A 17945-nucleotide genomic window follows, 5' to 3' on the forward strand; every position below is an offset into this window, starting at 1 on the left:
TGTCGTAGTCGACGGTTTTCCTGCGATCGGGAGCGGTTCAGCATGGCGACAGTGGACGAGTCCGTGTGCCCGGCGGTCGGACCCGGCCGAAACAGCCCCGTGGAATCAGCGGGGCCACTCGTCTCACCGGTGAGCTCGCACAACGAGTGGGACCCCCTTGAGGAGATCGTCGTCGGGCGGCTCGACGGCGCCACCATCCCCTCCAGCCACCCCGTCGTGACCTGCAACATCCCGCCCTGGGCGGCACGCCTGCAAGGCCTCGCCGCCGGCTTCGCGTACCCGAGCGGTCTTGTCGAGCCCGCGCAGCGGGAACTGGACGGCTTCATCGAGCTCCTGGAGTCCCTCGACGTCACCGTCCGGCGGCCCGACGCCGTCGACCACAAGCAGCGCTTCGCCACCCCCGACTGGTCCTCGCGCGGATTCTGCAACGCCTGCCCGCGCGACGGCATGCTCGTCATCGGCGACGAGATCATCGAGACCCCCATGGCCTGGCCGAGCCGGTACTTCGATAGCCACTCCTACCGCACACTGCTCAAGGACTACTTCCGGCGCGGCGCGCGCTGGACGGCGGCGCCGAGGCCGCAGCTCACCGACGCGCTCTTCGAGGAGGGCTTCCGGCCCCCCGCCCCCGGTGAGCCCATGCGCTACATCCTCACCGAGCACGAACCGGTCTTCGACGCCGCGGACTTCGTGCGCGCGGGGCGGGACCTGTTCGTCACGCGCAGCAACGTCACCAACCTGATGGGCATCGAGTGGCTGCGCCGCCACCTCGGCCCCGGCTACCGCATCCACGAGATCGAGAGCCGCTGCCGCACCCCCATGCACATCGACACGACGTTCGTCCTGCTCGCCCCCGGCAAGGTCCTGGTCAACCCCGAGTACATCGACGTCGACCGGCTGCCCGACGTGCTCGCTTCCTGGGACGTGCTGATCGCCCCCGAGCCCGACCCGATCGACGAGCGGCTGCTCAAGGTGACGTCCATGTGCGGCAAGTGGCTGAGCATGAACGTGCTGATGGTCGACGAGAAGCGGGTGATCGCCGAGCGCCACCACACCGGCATGCTGCGCGCGCTGGAGGCCTGGGGTTTCGAGCCGATCCCGTGTGACCTGCTGCACTACGCTCCGTTCGGCGGCTCCTTCCACTGCGCGACGCTCGACGTCCGGCGGCGCGGGACGCTGGAGTCGTACTTCGACTGACCGCGCCCCCGCCCGATCCGCCCTGCCCGAGAGCCCGGCCCCGCCCCAGGGCCGGGCTTCGTCACGATCCGGCCATGCAGAGGGGTTCCCGCGCCCGCGGCGGTTATGAAAGTGTCCTACCGAATTCAGCGGGCAGACACGCGTTCGAGCCCGTCATACGGGCTGTCGCGGCCCGGATTCGGGGTGAAGCAGCGATGCGTAATGCGGCACGCGGGCACGATCTGGTCGCTCTGCGACGGCTCAACACCACCGTCGTCCTGCGCGCGCTGCACCGCCGCAGCCCCCAGACCCTCGCCGGACTCGCGGTCACCACCGGCCTCTCCCGCCCCACCGTCGAAGCCGCCGTCGAGGAGCTGACCGACCGCAGCCTCGTCGGCGAGGCCACCGAGGAAACGGGGGAGCGGACACCCGGGCGGCCCGCGCGGCGCTTCCGCTTCCGCACCGAGGCCGGATACGTGCTCGGCGTCGACATCGGCCTGCACAAGATGGTGCTGCTCCTCGCCGACCTCGGCGGCGCCTTCCTCGCCACGCACCGCACGGAGATCGACCCCGGCCTCGGAGGCGGCCCCCGGCTCGACCTGCTGCGCCACGCCATCGACGCTTTCGTCGACGAGCACGCCCCGAGCCGGGCCGCCGTGCTCGCCCGCTGTGTCGGGGTGCCCGGCATGGTCGGCGGGGACGGGGTCGTCACCACCGTGGTGGTGCCCGAGTGGTCGGGCGTCGACCTGGGGCGGCTGCTCGCCGAGGACGGCCCCGACCGCGTCCTCGTCGAGAACGACGTGAACCTCGCGCTCCTCGCCGAGCGCTGGCAGGGCGCCGCCACCCTGGCCCGTGACGTCGTCTGCGTGCTCACCGGGCACCGCGTCTCCTGCGGCCTCACCATCGGGGGCCGGCTGCACCGAGGCAGGCGCGGCGGCGCCGGGGAGCTCGGCATGCTGCCGCTGCTCGGCCTGAGCACCGCCCAGCGGGCCCTGGCCTGGGACGGCGAGCGGCTTTCCGGAGAGTCCGAGGTCGCCGCTCTCGCCCGCGCGGCCGACGGCGCCGACCCGCGCGCCCTGGCCGCCGTCGCCGGCTTCGCCGACCGGCTCACCCCCGGCATCGCCGCGCTCGCCCTGGCCGTCGACCCCGAGCTGATCGTCCTGACCGGCGGCGCCACCCCCGTGGGCCCGCACCTGCTGCCGCTCATCGAGGAGCGGCTGCGTCCCGTGACCCTGCACGTCCCCCGCATCGCACTGAGCTCGCTCGGCGAGCGGGGCGTGGCCATCGGCGCCGTACGCATGGCGCTCGACCAGGTGGAGGAGGACCTGCTCGCGGACACGGCGTCGTAGCGGCCCGCCCGTGCGCACGCGGGCGTGACCGCGGGGCGTCCGACGACACATCGGCCGGCACATCGGGAGGCGAAGGCGCGTATGCGCAGAAGGACTCTGCTCGGCGGGGCGCTGGCCGCCCCCTTGCTCGCCGCCTGCTCCGGCGGGGGCGGCGGTTCGGAAGGCGGGGGCAGGACCACGCTCTCGTACGGCATGTGGGACCCGGCGCAGGCGCCGGGCATGGAGAAGATCATCGCCGCGTTCGAGAAGGAGCACCCGCGGATCTCCGTGCGGATCGAACTCACGCCCTGGGCGAGCTACTGGACCACGCTCAAGACGTCGATGCGCGGCGGCACCGCACCGGACGTCTTCTGGATGAACGCCGTCAACTTCCAGCTGTACGCGTCCAGCGGCGTCCTCGAACCGCTCTCCGGGCACATCAAGGCCGACGCCACGCCCGTCGACCGCCACCCGGAGGCACTGGTGAGGCTCTACGCCTACCGGGGCACGCAGTACGGCCTGCCGAAGGACTTCGACACCGTCGGCCTCTGGTACAACAAGGCGCTCTTCGACAAGGCGGGCATCGCCTACCCCGACGCGAGCTGGACCTGGGACGACGTGCGCGACGCCGCCGCCGAGCTGACGAACCCCCGCGAGCGCGTGCACGGCTTCGCCGCCGAGATGGACCGGCAGGGCAAGATCTACCCCGCCGTCTGCGGGGCCGGCGGCTACATCCTCCGGGACGGGCGCTCCGGCTTCGGCGACGAGCGGTCCATCGAGGGGCTGCGCTTCCTGACCGACATGGTCGACCGGGGCTGGTCACCGCCGCAGAGCGCGATGACGGAGTCCGTCGGACGCGTGCGCTACTGGTCGGAGAAGGTCGCCATGAACTACGACCTCTCCGCGATGGCCGGGCAGATGTACGCCGTCCCCGCGCTCAAGGACCACGGCGGCATCGCCGTACTGCCCAAGGGCCGCCGACGGGCCACCATCATCCACGGCCTCGCCAACGTCATCTCCGCCAAGAGCCGCAAGAAGGAGGCGGCCTGGGAATTCGTGCACTTCATGGCGGGACGCCGGGCCGCCGGGATCCAGGCGGAGGCGGGCGTCACCATCTCCTCGTACGAGGGGACGCAGGACGCCTGGCTGAAGTCGATGCCGGAATTCGACCTGAAGAACTTCATCGACATGCAGGAGTACGCCGTCCCGTACCCCAGCTCCGAGAACACCGCGGTCTGGGAGAACCTGCAATACCCGCTCCTCGGCGCCGCGTTCAGCGGCAAGGGCGGCGTCGAGAGCGCCGCCCGCACCCTGGGCGAACAGATGGACCGGGCCCTGAAGGAGGAGAGCGGCTCATGAGTGTCTTTCCCGCGACGGCCGCCGCCAAGGCGAAAGGACGCGGCACCACCGCCGCCGGCTCGCGGCCCCGGCCCCGGAAGAACCAGCGCGCCGCGTACCTCTTCATCGCGCCCCTCGGCATCGGCTTCGCCGTCTTCTACTTCTGGCCGCTCCTGCAGACGTTCGCCTTCAGCTTCACGGAATTCGGGGCGTTCGGCGGCCACACCTTCATCGGCGGCGACAACTACGCCCGCGTCATCAAGGACGTCACCGTCTGGCAGGCGCTCGGCAACACCCTGATATACAGCGCCATCGGGCTCACCGCACTGCCGATCGCGATCGTCGTCGCGTCACTGCTCAACCGGCGCGGACTGCGCGGCGTCGCCCTCTACCGCGCCCTGTACTTCGTGCCGTTCGTGACGCTGCCCGTCGCCGTGGGCCTCGTGTGGAACTGGCTCTACAACGGCGACTACGGCCTCCTCAACGAAGTGCTCGGCAGGCTCGGCGTCGACCGGAACCACTGGGTCTCCGACCCCTCCACCGCCGTCTACGCGATCGGCGCCGTGATGGTCTGGTCGACCACCGGCTACTACCTCATCATCTTTATGGCGGGCATCAAGGGAATACCGCGGGACTACCACGAGGCGGCCGAACTCGACGGGGCCGGGGCGCTGCGCAGGTTCTTCACCATCACCCTGCCGCTGCTGAGCCCCACCCTCTTCTTCGCCTCCATCATCTGCATGATCAATTCACTGCAGACCTTCGACCTCATCTACATCATGATGGCCGAGAAGAACCCCGCGATCGGCGACACCCAGTCCATCGTCGGCCTCTTCTACAAATGGGCCTTCATCGAGAACGCGCAAGGCGCCGCCGCCGCGCTCGCCTTCCTGCTCATGCTGCTCATCGCCGCCCTGACGTTCCTGCAGTTCCGGCTCCAGAAGAGGTGGGTGCACTATGGCTGAGACGTCCGGGACACAGGCGCCGCCCGCGCCGCGCCGGCGTGTGGACGCCGGCTCCGTCGCCACCCACGCGGTGCTCTCGCTCGGCGCCCTCGTGATGGTCTTCCCGTTCCTGTGGCAACTGCTGACCGCGCTCAAGACCCTCGCGGAGACCTCACGGGTGCCGCCCACCTTCCTGCCCGACCGCTGGAACTGGTCGAGCTTCGAAGAGGTCTTCACCGCGCTGCCGTTCCGCGAGATGCTCACCAACAGCGCGATCAACACCGTCGGACGCACCCTCGGACAGCTCGTCTTCTGCTCCCTCGCCGCCTACGCCTTCGCGCGCATGCGGTTCCGCGGACGCGACGTCCTCTTCGCGCTGTTCCTCTCCGTCCTGATGGTCCCCAGCTCCCTGCTCGTCCTGCCGCAGTACGACATCATCCAGCGGCTCGGTCTGCTCAACTCCACGCCCGCGCTGTTCCTGCCGGGCATGTTCAGCGCGTTCGGCACCTTCATGCTGCGCCAGTTCTTCCTCGCCCTGCCCAAGGAGCTGGAAGAGGCGGCCCGCATCGACGGCGCCGGGTCCTTCCGCATCTTCCGGTCCGTCATGCTGCCGCTGATCAGGCCCGCCCTCGCCGCCCTCGCCGTCATCACCGCGATGTGGTCGTGGAACGACCTGCTCTGGCCCCTCGTCGTCAACACCGACCCGCGGGAGATGCCGATCAGCGCCGGACTGACCTCCCTCGAAGGGCAGTACGAGACCAACTACCCGGTGATGATGGCCGGTTCGCTCATCGCCAGCCTGCCCATGCTGCTCGTCTACGTCTTCCTCCAGCGCCACTTCGTCCAGAGCGTCGCCCTCTCCGGCTCCAAGAGCTGACCCGCGCCCGCACGCCCCCTACGAAAGGCAGTCACCCTCTATGCCACCGCTCCACATCGGCATGCTCGGCGCGGGCGGCATCGCCCGCGCCCACCTGCCCGGCTGGCTGGCGCTCGGCGCCCGCGTCAGCGTGTACACCGTCGACGGCTCCGCGCGGAAACTCGCCGCCGAGTACGCGGAGAGCGGCCACGCCGTGACCGCCGCCGACGACCTCGGCGGCCTCCTCGCCGGGGTGACGGCGGTCGACATCTGCACCCCCACCCCCACCCACAGGGAACTCGCCCTCGCGGCCGTCGCCGCGGGCCGGCACGTCGTCTGCGAGAAGCCGCTCGCCCTCACCGCCCGCGACGCCGAGGAGATCGCCGCCGCCGCGGTCGCCTCGGGTGTACGGCTGCACCCCGCCCACGTGGTGCGCTACTTCCCCGCCTACGCGGCGCTGCGCACCGCCGTGGCCAGGGGCGACCTCGGCGAGCTCGCCGTGCTGCGCTTCACGCGCGGCGGGGCGCGCCCGCAGTGGGCGCCCTGGTTCGGAGACCCCGCCCAGTCCGGCGGAGTGATCATGGACCTGATGATCCACGACATCGACATCGCCCGCTGGCTCGCCGGCGACGTCATACGGGTGCACGCCCGCACCCGCGGCGTCGAGCACGCCACCCGCACCCCCGCCGAGGTCGTCACGGCCACCGCCGTCCTCACCCACGCCTCCGGCGCCGTCAGCCACATCAACGGGCTCTGGGGCCTGCCCGACCAGCGGTTCCGCACGACGTTCCGGGTCGCGGGGGCCGACGGGCTGCTGCACCACGACTCCACGGCCGTGCCCGGCTTCCGCATCACCGCGCAAGGGGTGCGCGCCGCGAACGAGGGAATACCGACCAGCCCCATGACGGAGAGCCCCTTCCTCGCCGAACTGCGCGACTTCGTCGCCTCCTGGCGGCTCGGCGGACCCGAGCCGCGGGTGAGCACCCGCGACGGCGTCGAAGCGGTGCGGATCGCCGAGGCCGCCGTGGAGTCCAGCCGCACCGGCCGCGTCATCGAGATCGAGGAGGCAGCGCGATGAAGGTCGCCGTCCTGTCGTTCGCCCACGTCCACGCGGCAGGCTATCTGCGGCTGCTCTCCCGCATGCCGGGCGTCGAGGTCATCGGCAGCGACCCCGACCAGGACCTCGCGGCCCCCGGGGAGGTGCGGGGCCGGGCCCTCGCCGACGAGGTGGGGGTCGCGTACGCGCCGACGTACGAGGAGGCCTTCGCCTGGGGCCCCGACGCGGTGATCGTCTGCTCCGAGAACGCCCGCCACCGCCCGCTCGTGGAGCGCGCCGCCCTGCACGGCGTGTCCGTGCTCTGCGAGAAGCCGCTGGCCGCCTCGGTGGCCGACGGCGAGGCGATGGTCGAGGCCTGCCGCGCCGCCGGGGTGCGGCTCGCGGTCGCCTTCCCGGTCCGCTTCAGCCCCGCGTACGCCGCCGTGAAGGCGGCCGTCGCCTCGGGCGAGGCGGGCCGCGTGCTCGCGGTGTCCGGCGCGAACAACGGCTCGATGCCCAACCGGGCCCGGCGCTGGTTCGCCGAACCCGAGCTGTCGGGCGGCGGGGCGCTGATGGACCACACCGTGCACATCGCCGACCTGCTCGACGACCTCTTCGGCGACGCACGGCCCGTCGAGGTGTACGCGCAGACCAACAACCTCCTGCACGCGGACGAGGTCGCCGTCGAGACGGCCGGGCTCGTCAGCGTGACCTACTCCGACGGGGCCGTCGCCACGATCGACTGCAGTTGGTCCCACCCCCGCTCGCACCACTCCTGGGGCGGCCTGGAACTCACCGTCGTCGGGGAGCGGGCCACCCTGGAGATGGACGCCTTCGACCAGAAGGTGCACGGCTTCGACGAGCGCCGGGGGCGCGGCACCGAGCTGCCCTTCGGCGCCGACCTGGACGAGCTGATGCTCCGGGCCTTCCTGTACGGGCCCGAGGAGGGCGGCATCGACGTGGCCGACGGCGAGGGCGGCCTCCGGACGCTGCGGGTGGTCGCGGCGGCGTACGCGTCGGCGGAGAGCGGGGCGCCGGTGGCGGTCGGCTGAGGGGGCCGGCGGGGACGGGCAGGGGGCGGGGGCCGGTCGTTTCACGGCACGTCTCCCGCAGCCTAGCCCCGCGGGGGAGCGCGGCTCGGACCGGAGTCGGGTCCGGGCGCGATCGCGAGGGTATTAGCGTGGACGGGACAGACCGACCGACCGGATCCGAGGTGCCCCGTCCATGACCACCCGCAGCGAGAGCCGTACCGAGCTCATCGAGTCACTCATGGAGCGGTTCCCGCACGTGCCGCGGGAAGCCGTGATCAAGGAGGATCTGCTGCGCGGCGGCATGGCCTTCGACGAGTCGGCGCTCAGTGATACCGCCAATGAGGCTTCCGGCGAGGTCAAGCCGAAGTCGTACTTCATCTTCTCCTTCGACCACGGCACGCTCCCCGAGCTGGGGGCCGCCGCCCTGCGCCGCCCGCCCGAGGAGATCGTCCTCACCGGCGGCCCCTACGAGCTGCGCCGCACCGTCGTCTCCGTCCGCGTGAACCCCGCCTCGCCCTACCGGGTCGCCGCCGACGACAACGGCGTGCTCGGCCTCTACCTCGACGGCGCCCGGATCTCCGACGTGGGCCTGCCGCCGATGCCGGACTACTACCGGCACACCCTGGAGAACGGCAAGTCCGTGATGGAGGTCGCACCCACCATCCAGTGGGGCTACCTCATCTACCTGACGGTCTTCCGCGTCTGCCAGTACTTCGGCGCCAAGGAGGAGTGCCAGTACTGCGACATCAACCACAACTGGCGCCAGCAGAAGGCGGCGGGTCGCCCCTACACGGGCGTGAAGCCGATGGACGAGGTCCTCGAAGCCCTCGCCATCATCGACAAGTACGACACGAACAAGTCCTCCACCGCGTACACGCTCACCGGCGGCGCCATCACCACGCGGCTCCAGGGCAAGGACGAGGCCGACTTCTACGGGCAGTACGCCAAGGCCATCGAGGAGCGCTTCCCCGGGCGCTGGATCGGCAAGGTCGTCGCCCAGGCCCTGCCCAAGGCCGACGTGCAGCGCTTCCACGACTACGGCGTGCGGATCTACCACCCCAACTACGAGGTGTGGGACCCGTACCTCTTCGAGCGGTACTGCCCCGGCAAGGAGCGCTACGTCGGGCGCGACGAGTGGCACCGCCGCATCCTGGACTCCGCGGAGGTCTTCGGGCCCCGCAACGTCATCCCGAACTTCGTCGCGGGCGTCGAGATGGCGGAGCCGTTCGGCTTCAAGACGGTCGACGAGGCGATCGACTCCACGGTGGAGGGGCTGCAGTACTTCATGTCGCGTGGCATCACGCCGCGGTTCACCACGTGGTGTCCCGAGCCGACTACGCCGCTCGGGAAGGCGAATCCGCAGGGTGCGCCGCTGGAGTACCACGTCCGGCTCCTTGAGGCCTACCGGGCCACGATGGAGGCCAACGGGCTCTCCTCGCCTCCCGGGTACGGGCCTGCCGGGCCCGGCAACGCGGTCTTCTCCGTGAGCAGCTTCATGGACAGCCTCCCCGCGGAGGCGGCGGCCCCCGAGGACGCGATCGCCTCCCCTCGGGGGTAGCCCTCCGGGGCGGCTGCCCCCCCCCAGGGGGGCCCGTTCCTGGCTGCCGGGAGTATCCCCTCCCCGCCGCTTCGCGGCGATCTTTCCCACCCACCCGCCTGATACTCCGGATCGAGCGCCTGCCGACCGGGGGGCCTGACCGCCGGGTAACGGGCGGGTGGGTGGGAGACCCGCCGCGAAGCGGCGAACAGGGAACACCCCAGGCCCAGGGACAGGGCCCCACCGGGGCCCAGACCCAGGGCACCCCAGGCCCAGGCCCAGCGCCCCCCGGGCCCAGGGGCCAGGAGCCGTAGGATGCTCCGCGGCGCGACACAGTGAACACCAGGCCGGAGGCCCCCGTGCAGCACACCCCCGTCACCGTCGTCACCGGCGGCAGCCGCGGCATCGGCGCCGCCATCAGCGCCCGCCTCGCCGAGGACGGCCACGACGTCGTCATCGGCTACCGCTCCGACGAGGCCGCCGCCGAGAAGACCGCGGAGTCGGTCCGCGCCGCCGGGCGGCGGTGCGTCACCGTCCAGGTCGACACCGCCGCCGAGGCGGACGTGGAGCGCCTCTTCGACACCGCGGCCGAGCGGCTCGGCCCGGTCACCGGCCTCGTCAACAACGCCGGGGTGAGCGGCCCCGTCGGCCCCCTCGCCGAGGCCGACGCCGAGGGGATGCGCCGCGCCCTGGAGGTCAACGTCCTCGGGTACCTGCTCTGCGCGCGCCGCGCCGTACGGGACATGACGGCGAACGGCGGCGGCGCCATCGTGAACATCTCCTCGGTGGCCGCCACGCTCGGCAGCCCCGGCGAGTACGTCCACTACGCCGCGGCCAAGGGCGCCGTCGACACCCTGACGGTCGGCCTCTCCAAGGAGGTCGCCGCCGACGGCATCCGGGTCAACGCAGTGGCGCCCGGCGTCATCTGGACGGAGTTCCACGCCGACCCCCAGCGCCCCGCGAAGCTCGCGTCCGGCATCCCCATGGGCCGCTCGGGCCGCCCCGAGGAGATCGCGGGAGCCGTCTCGTGGCTGCTGTCGGACGACGCCTCGTACACCACGGGCACGGTCCTCAAGGTCTCCGGCGGCCGCTGACGCCCGGCCGGGGCTCTCGTACGCTGAACGCATGGTTCCCGGAGAGGCCGTGCTCGCCACGGGTGTGCTGATACGTCCCGTCGTCCTCGACGACGCCCCCGCCCTCGCCCGTGCCTACCGGCGCAACCGGGCCCACCTCGCCCCCTGGGACCCGGACCGCCCGGAGGCCTTCTACACCGAGGAGGGGCAGGCCGAGCGGGTGCGGGAGCAGCTCGCGGAGGGTGCGGCGGGGCGGTCCGCGCACTGGGTGCTGGTCTCCGGCGGCGAGGTCGTCGGGCACGCCGCCCTGTCGAACATCGTGCTCGGCCCGGCCCGCAGGGGGAACCTCGGCTACTGGATCGACGCCGAGTACCAGGGCCGGGGCCTGGCCTCCGCCGCCACGCGGCACGTCTGCGCCGAGGCGGACCGCCGACTCGATCTGCACCGGGTGGAGGCGGGCGCCATGCTGCACAACACCGCGTCCCAGCACGTGCTGCTGAAGTGCGGTTTCGAGGAGTACGGGATCGCGCGCAGGCACCTGTACATCAACGGCGCCTGGCGCGACCACCGGCTCTTCGAGCTGACGCTCAACGACCGCCCCGCGTAGCGGAACGCCCGCTCAGACGATGTTCTCCGCGACCTCGGCCTGCTCGCGGTCCGAGCCGTACGCCTGCGGCGTGCTGTACGAGCGCCGTGCCACGAACCACCACACGGTGGCCAGGATCAGCACCGCGGCGAGCGCGATCGACGCGTAGTTCATCGAGTCGACCGTGACCGGCGACGCCTGCGGCAGGCAGAACAGGACCGTCACGAAGGCGACCCAGACGACCGCGATCCAGCCGACGGGCTTGGACCAGCGGCCCAGGTTCCAGGGCCCCTGCTCGAAGCGGTCGCCCGCGCGCAGCCGCAGGAAGATCGGGATGGCGTAGGCGGGCGTGATGCCGATGACGTTGATGGCGGTCACGGCCGTGTACGCGGTCGTGGAGTACAGCGAGGGCAGGGCGATCACCGCGGCCAGGCCCACCGAGAGCCACACCGCGGGCACCGGCACCTGGGTGCGGGAGCTGACCTTGCGCCAGATCGCCGAGCCGGGCAGGGCGTTGTCGCGGCTGAAGGCGAACACCATGCGGCTCGCGGCGGCGGTCTCGGCGTTGCCGCAGAAGAGCTGGGCGACGATCACGATGAGCAGCAGGGCCGTGGCCCCCGACTCGCCGATCGCGTCGATCATGATCTGCGCGGGCGGCACCCCGGTGGCGGTCTCCTGCGTGCCCACGTAGTCCTGGATGGCGAAGGTGAGCCCGGCGAGCAGCACGAAACCGGCGATCCACGACGCCCAGATGGCGCGCACGATGCCGCGGGCCGCGGAGACCGAGGCGTTGGAGGTCTCCTCGGAGAGGTGCGCGGACGCGTCGTACCCGCAGAACGTGTACTGCGCGAGGAGGAGGCCGATCGCCGTCACGTAGAGCGGGTTGTCCCAGCCGGTGTCGTTGACGAACTCGCCGAAGACGAACGACGGCGACTGGTGGTGGTCGGGCACGATCGCGAGGACGCCCACGATGACGGTGACGCCCGCGACGTGCCACCACACGCTGATCGAGTTGAGGAGGCTGACCAGCTTGACGTTGAACAGGTTGAGCACGGCGTGCAGGAACAGGATGCACAGGAATATCAGGAAGGTCTTCTCCGGTGTCGGCGTGAAGCCGAACCGCAGGTTCAAGAACGCCCCCGTGAAGAGCGCGGCGCCGTAGTCGATGCCCGCGATGGCGCCGAGCAGGCCGAGCAGGTTCAGCCAGCCCGTGTACCAGCCCCAGCGGCGTCCGCCGAGCCGGTCGGCCATGTAGTACAGGGCGCCCGACGTCGGGTAGGCGCTGGTGACCTCGGCGAGCGCGAGGCCCACGAAGAGAACCATCAGGCCGACGCCGGCCCAGCCCCAGAGCATGACGGCGGGGCCGCCGGTGCCGAGGCCGAAGCCGTACAGGGTCATGCAGCCGGACAGGATGGAGATGACGGAGAAACTGATGGCGAAGTTGCCGAAGCCGCCCATGCGGCGGGCGAGTACGGGCTGGTAGCCGAGGTCTCTGAGTCTCTGTTCCTCGTCCTGGCGTGGCGCCGGGGCGGAGCTCGACGACCAGGTGGTGCGCGACACGGGTGTACCTCCGGGGGATGAGCGGTGGTGGGGTGCGTGAGGGCCGGGCCTACCCCGGTCCGCGGGATGCCGCGAGGCAGCGGGCGCGGGCCTGGACGAAGACCTCGGCGGCGGCGTCCGCGTCGCCGGGGGAGTGGGTGCGGTACGTCCACGGCACGGTCGTGAAGAACGGGTCGAGCGCCCTGAACACCCGGAGGCCGTCGTGGAACTGGTGGGCGCCCCAGAGCGCGTGCGCCAGGTGGTTGAGGTCGAGGAGCGAGGCCGTGCCGGGCCGGGTGTGGTCGAACCACAGCTCCAGGGCGCGCAGCGCGCCGCGCGTGGCGTCCTCGGAGATCCAGTGCAGGTCGAGCGCGCGCTCGTTGCCGGACTCCCTGCGGTAGCGCTCGACGCGTACGTAGAGCGGCAGCAGGTGCAGCGGTGAGCCCGCGGGGGCGGAGGCCGAGGCCCACTGCACGAAGTTGTACGCCTCGGTGAGCGGGCCCCGGGACCGGCGCGCGTACACGAACTGCAGCATCCGGTGGTAGGCCTCGCGGTTGCCCGGGTCGCGCTTGTCCGCCTCGGCGAGCAGCTGCCAGGGGCCGGGGAAGAGCATCGGCTCGGGAGGCGCCACGCGGTGCTCGTCCCAGCGCTGGCCCTCGTCGAGCTGGGCCAGGGAGAGCAGGCAGATCCAGGGGACCGGGTCCTCGGGGGAGAGCGCGGCCGCGGTGCTGCACGCGCCGACCGCGTCCCGCCACAGGTCGTTGGTCTGACGGTGCCCCGCGCGGTGCGCGCGCAGGGCCCGCTCCACGAGCACACGGGTGTGCAGCACGGCCGCCGACGCGCTGTGCGGTTCCTCGGCGCGCCAGGCGCGCACCACGTCGGAGCCGGCGACGGCGGCCGCCAGTATCTGCGTGCGTTGTGTCCACAGCCCCCAGTCGGGCGTCTCGGTCAGCAGGTTGCGTGTGGAGACCCAGCGGCCTGCCCGGAGGTCCTGGAGCACCGCGCGCAGCGCTTCGTCGTGGCCCGCCGGGTGATACACCGGGCGGCTCAGCGGCATGGGCATGAGACCTCTGTTGGGGGAAGAGGGCGGAGAGCGTGCGAGAACTGGGGTTTAAGTGACGGCAGTTGACGGAAGATGACGGAAGTTGATGGTGTTGTTCGGGCGACAGTGTAGATCCGGCCGTTCGGGATGCAGGGCACTTCCTGGATCTTTTCTGACCGGCTTCTGTCAACGCGGCGCGCCGACGCGGCTTTTGGCGTGTCCTGACGGTGATCGCCGGACTCTTGACGCCTTCCGTGCGCCTGTAGCAGTCTGCCGCGGTGATCACCTATGAGCGGTCCCCGGAGCGGCGGCCCGTGCTCGCCGTCGACCAGGGCACCTCGGGCACGAAGGCCCTCGTCGTCTGCCCGGAGCGCGGGGTGATCGGCTCCGGAGCCGCCGAGGTGCGGCCCCGTTTCCTGCCCGGCGGCCTCGTGGAGGCCGACCCCGCCGACCTGCTCGCCTCCGTCGTCGACGCGGGCAGGCGCGCGCTGGCCGACGCGGGCGAACCGGTCGCCGCCGTGGGGCTCGCCAACCAGGGCGAGACGGTGCTGGCCTGGGACCCCGCCACGGGTGAACCGCTCACCGACGCCCTGGTCTGGCAGGACCGCCGCGCCGAGTCGGTGTGCGCCGGGCTCGCGCCGCACGGGGAGGAACTGCGCCGGATCACCGGCCTGCCCCTCGACCCGTACTTCGCCGCGCCGAAGATGGCGTGGATACGCCGCCACCTCACCCGGCGGGGTGTGGTGACGACCAGCGACGTCTGGCTGGTCCACCGCCTCACCGGAGCCTTCGTCACCGACGCCGCGACGGCCGGCCGCACCCAGCTCCTCGACCTCGACGACGTCACGTGGTCGCCGCGCGCCCTGGAGCTCTACGGCCTCGCCGACGAGCGGCTGCCCCGCGTCGTCGACGCCGCCGGACCCGTCGGCACGACCACCGCGTTCGGCCCCGAACTCCCGCTCACCGGCCTGCTCGTCGACCAGCAGGCCGCGCTGCTCGCCCAGGACGTCACCGCGCCCGGCAGCGCCAAGTGCACCTACGGGACGGGGGCGTTCCTGCTCGCCCAGACCGGCGGGCGGCCCGTCCGCAGCGAGTCGGGTCTTGTCGGCTGCGTGGCCTGGCGGTTCGCCGGTGAGACCAGCTACTGCCTCGACGGGCAGGTCTACACCGCCGCCTCCGCCGTGCGCTGGCTCGCCGACCTCGGTGTGATCGGGGGCGCCGCCGACCTCGACCCCGTGGGCTCCGCGGTCCCGGACACCGGCGGCGTCACCTTCGTCCCCGCCCTGGCCGGGCTCGCCGCACCCTGGTGGCGCGGCGACCTGCGGGGTTCGCTGACCGGCCTCGGCCTGGACACCACCCCGGGGCACCTGGTGCGCGCCCTGTGCGAGGGCATCGCCGCGCAGGTCGCCTCGCTCGCCGACGCGGTCGCCTCCGACCTGGGGGAGCCCCTGACGAGTCTGCGCGTCGACGGCGGCCTGACCCGCTCGGCCCTGCTCATGCAGACCCAGGCCGACCTGCTGCAACGGCCCGTCGAGGTCTCGGCGCTGCCCGATGTCACGGCGCTCGGCGCGGCGGCCGTCGCCCGCGTCGGCCTTCATCCCGCCCTCCCCGTCTCCGAGGCGGTCCCCGCCTGGCGGCCCTCCGCCGTCTACGAACCCCGCGTCGGCGCGGCGGAGGCGGCCGAACGCCTCGGCGGCTTCCGCGCGGCCGTGGCGGCGCTCATGGAACGTACGCCCGCATGACCGGGGACCGGGCCGCCGGGCGGGTGCTGCGGCGGGGCGCGCTGCCGGACGTGACCTACGACGTGTGCGTCGTCGGCGCCGGAGTCGTCGGCTCGGCCATCGCCCGCGAGCTGGCCAGGCACCCCGGCCCGCGCATCGCCGTGGTGGACGCGGCGGACGACGTCGGCGAGGGCACGTCCAAGGCCAACACCGCGATCCTGCACACCGGTTTCGACGCCGTGCCCGGCTCCCTGGAGGCCCGGCTCGTCCGCGAGGGGCAGCGGCTCCTCGCCGCGTACGCCGCCGAGTCCGGCATCCCCGTCGAGCCGGTCGGCGCGCTGCTCGTCGCCTGGGACGACGAGCAACTGGCGGCGCTGCCCGGCCTGCTGGAGAAGGCGGTCCGCAACGGCTACGACGCGGCCCGCCTCATCGGGCCCGACGAGGTCAGGGCCAGGGAACCGCACCTCGGCCCCGGCGCCCTCGGCGCGCTCGACGTCCCCGGCGAGAGCATCATCTGCCCCTGGACGACCACTCTCGCGTACGCCACCCAGGCGGTGCGGTCGGGCGTCGACCTGCTGCTCGGCTGCCGCGTGGAGCGGATCGACGCGGCGGAGGGGCTGCACGTGCTGCGCACCGGACGCGGCGTCGTGCGCGCCCGGTACCTCGTCAACGCGGCGGGCCTGCACGCCGACACCGTCGACCGCATGCTCGGCCGCGACGACTTCGGCGTCACCCCCCGCCGGGGCCAGCTCCTCGTCTTCGACAAGCTCGCCCGCGGCCTCGTCCGCCACATCCTGCTGCCCGTCCCCACCGCGCTCGGCAAGGGCGTCCTGGTGGCCCCGACCGTGTACGGCAACGTCCTGCTCGGCCCCACCGCCGAGGACCTCGACGACAAGACGGCCACCGGATCGACCGAGGAGGGCATCGCGGGACTGCGCGAGAAGGGCCGGCGCATCCTCCCCGCACTCCTCGACGAGGAGGTCACCGCCGTCTACGCCGGGCTGCGCGCCGCCACCGAGCACGAGGACTACCGCATCAGCGCCCACAAGGAACAGCGCTGCGTCACGGTCGGCGGCATCCGTTCCACCGGCCTCACCGCGTCCCTCGCCCTCGCGGAACACGTCGCCGGACTCCTCGGCGACGTGGGTCTCGACCTGAAGGACGCCGGCGAACCGGACCCCGTCCGCATGCCCGCCATCGGCGAGGCCTTCCCCCGCCCCTACCAGCGCGCCGACCTCATCGCCGCCGACCCCGCGTACGGCGCCGTGGTCTGCCACTGCGAGCGCGTGACGCGCGGCGAGATCCGCGACGCGCTCGCCTCGACGGTGCCGCCCGTCTCCCTGGACGGACTGCGGCGGCGCACCCGGGCGCGCGGCGGGCGCTGCCAGGGGTTCTTCTGCGGCGCCGAGGTGCGCGCACTCCTCGAAGGCGGCGAAGGGCCGGTGTCCCGATGAGCGTGGAGCGGTTCGTCGACGTCCTGGTGGTGGGCGCGGGCCCGGCCGGCCTCGCCACCGCCGCGGGGCTCGCCGCGGCCGGCGTGGGCGAGGTCGAGGTGGTGGAGCGCGACCAGGAGGCGGGCGGAGCCCCGCGGCACTGCCCGAACAGGGGCTTCGGGCGCTTCGGGACGACCGGACCGCAGTACGCCGAGCGCTGTGTGACGGCGGCCGTGAACGCGGGCGCGGTGCTGCGGACCGGGGTCAGCGTCACCGGGTGGGCGAGCCCGCTCACCCTGGACGCCACCAGCCCCCGGGGCCTCGAACGCATCACCGCCCGCGCGGTCGTCCTCGCCACCGGGGCCCGCGAACGGCCGCGCGCGGCCCGCCTGGTGGCGGGCACCCGGCCCGCGGGCGTGTTCACCACGGGCGAGCTGCAGCGGTCCTTCCACCGCCACGGGCAGCACATCGGCACGCGGGCCGTCGTCGTCGGCGCGGAACCGGTGAGCTTCGCCGCCCTCGACACCCTGCGGCAGGCGGGCGTCGAGGTCGCCGCCCTGGTCACCGGGCACCCGCGCCACCAGGCGCCGCGCGCCCGCGCCGCCGACGCCCGGCTGCGGCACGGCGTCCCGCTGCTCACGGACGCCACCGTCACCGAACTCCTCGGGCGCGGCCGCCTCTCGGGGGTGCTGCTGCGGCACAGGGACGGCAGGACGGCGCGGCTCGCCTGCGACACCGTCGTCTTCACCGGCGAGTTCGTCCCCGACCACGAACTGGCCCGGCGCGGCGGCCTCACCATGGACCCGGGCACGCGCGGCCCCGCGGTCGACAGCGCCTTCCGCACGGCCCACCGCGGGGTCTTCGCGGTGGGCAACGTGCTGCACGCCGTCGAACCGGCGCGGACGGCCGCGCACGAGGGCTCCCTCGCCTCGGCGGCGGTGCTGCGCCACCTCCTCGACGGCGACTGGCCCCCGGCCGCGGTGCCGGTCCGGGTCACGCCCCCGCTCGCCTGGGCGGCCCCCAACCGCCTGACGGTGGACGAGCCGGACGACGGTTTCACGCTCCGGGTCACGGAGTTCGTCCCGTCCCCGAGGCTGACGGTCACGCAGGACGGCAGGGAGCTGTTCCGCGCCCGCCGCCGACGCCCGGCGGTGCCGAACCGACCCTTCCGCGTGCCGGGCCAGTGGACCGGCAGGGTGGACCCGCGCGGCGGCGCCGTGCTGATCGCGCTCTCGGCGGGCCGCGGCTGACCGCCCTCCTCCGCGCCACGAGGGGGGAAGCGGGGCCGGGCAGGACGGTGACCCC

General features: G+C 72.9%; 15 protein-coding genes. 13 read left to right on the top strand and 2 right to left on the bottom strand.

Annotation, left to right across the window (positions count from 1 at the left end; translation table 11 throughout):
- Positions 1-42 precede the first annotated feature (42 nt).
- From DCW30_RS14625 to DCW30_RS14670, 10 genes are all read left to right on the top strand, one after another.
- Complete coding sequence (locus tag DCW30_RS14625) at positions 43-1197, top strand: amidinotransferase (RefSeq protein WP_232626956.1); 1155 nt, start codon at positions 43-45, stop codon at positions 1195-1197.
- A 194-nt stretch (positions 1198-1391) separates the two neighbouring features.
- A complete protein-coding gene (locus DCW30_RS14630) occupies positions 1392-2525 on the top strand; it encodes an ROK family protein (RefSeq protein WP_076683084.1) in 1134 nt (377 codons plus the stop codon).
- 81 nt (positions 2526-2606) lie between these two features.
- A complete protein-coding gene (locus DCW30_RS14635; RefSeq protein ID WP_076683082.1) occupies positions 2607-3863 on the top strand; it encodes an ABC transporter substrate-binding protein in 1257 nt (418 codons plus the stop codon).
- On the top strand, positions 3860-4807 hold the full coding sequence (locus DCW30_RS14640) for a carbohydrate ABC transporter permease (RefSeq protein ID WP_076683080.1): 948 nt from the start codon (positions 3860-3862) through the stop codon (positions 4805-4807). Before DCW30_RS14635 ends, DCW30_RS14640 begins: the two co-directional genes overlap by 4 nt.
- On the top strand, positions 4800-5663 hold the full coding sequence (locus tag DCW30_RS14645) for a carbohydrate ABC transporter permease (RefSeq protein ID WP_076683078.1): 864 nt from the start codon (positions 4800-4802) through the stop codon (positions 5661-5663). Before DCW30_RS14640 ends, DCW30_RS14645 begins: the two co-directional genes overlap by 8 nt.
- A gap of 40 nt (positions 5664-5703) precedes the next feature.
- The gene (locus tag DCW30_RS14650) at positions 5704-6720 is read left to right on the top strand and encodes a Gfo/Idh/MocA family protein (protein WP_076683077.1); all 1017 of its coding nucleotides are present in this window, start codon (positions 5704-5706) and stop codon (positions 6718-6720) included.
- Positions 6717-7730 carry a Gfo/Idh/MocA family protein gene (locus tag DCW30_RS14655; RefSeq protein WP_076683075.1) on the top strand — a complete coding sequence of 338 codons (1014 nt, stop codon included), beginning with the start codon at positions 6717-6719 and terminating at the stop codon, positions 7728-7730. The genes DCW30_RS14650 and DCW30_RS14655 overlap by 4 nt, the downstream gene beginning before the upstream one ends.
- A 172-nt stretch (positions 7731-7902) precedes the next feature.
- Positions 7903-9267: a radical SAM protein gene (locus tag DCW30_RS14660; protein ID WP_076683073.1), complete on the top strand. Its 1365-nt coding sequence runs from the start codon at positions 7903-7905 to the stop codon at positions 9265-9267.
- 338 nt (positions 9268-9605) lie between these two features.
- A complete protein-coding gene (locus DCW30_RS14665) occupies positions 9606-10340 on the top strand; it encodes an SDR family NAD(P)-dependent oxidoreductase (RefSeq protein ID WP_076688581.1) in 735 nt (244 codons plus the stop codon).
- Positions 10341-10371: 31 nt separating this feature from the next.
- On the top strand, positions 10372-10926 hold the full coding sequence (locus DCW30_RS14670; RefSeq protein ID WP_076683071.1) for a GNAT family N-acetyltransferase: 555 nt from the start codon (positions 10372-10374) through the stop codon (positions 10924-10926).
- Between the two features lie 12 nt (positions 10927-10938).
- On the opposite strand, the gene DCW30_RS14675 is transcribed toward DCW30_RS14670, so the two are convergent.
- Both DCW30_RS14675 and DCW30_RS14680 read right to left on the bottom strand, forming a co-directional pair.
- A complete protein-coding gene (locus DCW30_RS14675) occupies positions 10939-12465 on the bottom strand; it encodes an amino acid permease (RefSeq protein ID WP_076683069.1) in 1527 nt (508 codons plus the stop codon).
- A gap of 49 nt (positions 12466-12514) precedes the next feature.
- On the bottom strand, positions 12515-13507 hold the full coding sequence (locus tag DCW30_RS14680; protein WP_076683067.1) for a hypothetical protein: 993 nt from the start codon (positions 13505-13507) through the stop codon (positions 12515-12517).
- Between the two features lie 257 nt (positions 13508-13764).
- Between DCW30_RS14680 and DCW30_RS14685 the strand changes: the two genes are divergently transcribed.
- Genes DCW30_RS14685 through DCW30_RS14695 form a run of 3 tightly spaced genes read left to right on the top strand, consistent with a single transcriptional unit; the run spans position 13765 to position 17890 of the window.
- Entirely contained in the window at positions 13765-15228 is a 1464-nt protein-coding gene (locus DCW30_RS14685; protein WP_237283322.1) for an FGGY family carbohydrate kinase, read from the top strand.
- On the top strand, positions 15225-16661 hold the full coding sequence (locus DCW30_RS14690; protein ID WP_076683066.1) for an FAD-dependent oxidoreductase: 1437 nt from the start codon (positions 15225-15227) through the stop codon (positions 16659-16661). The genes DCW30_RS14685 and DCW30_RS14690 overlap by 4 nt, the downstream gene beginning before the upstream one ends.
- Positions 16658-17890, top strand: a complete 1233-nt coding sequence (locus DCW30_RS14695; RefSeq protein ID WP_076683064.1) for an NAD(P)/FAD-dependent oxidoreductase — start codon at positions 16658-16660, stop codon at positions 17888-17890. The genes DCW30_RS14690 and DCW30_RS14695 overlap by 4 nt, the downstream gene beginning before the upstream one ends.
- The last annotated feature ends 55 nt before the right edge of the window (positions 17891-17945 follow it).

The organism is Streptomyces alfalfae, assembly GCF_004127445.1.
In the GTDB taxonomy this organism is placed as follows: domain Bacteria; phylum Actinomycetota; class Actinomycetes; order Streptomycetales; family Streptomycetaceae; genus Streptomyces; species Streptomyces alfalfae.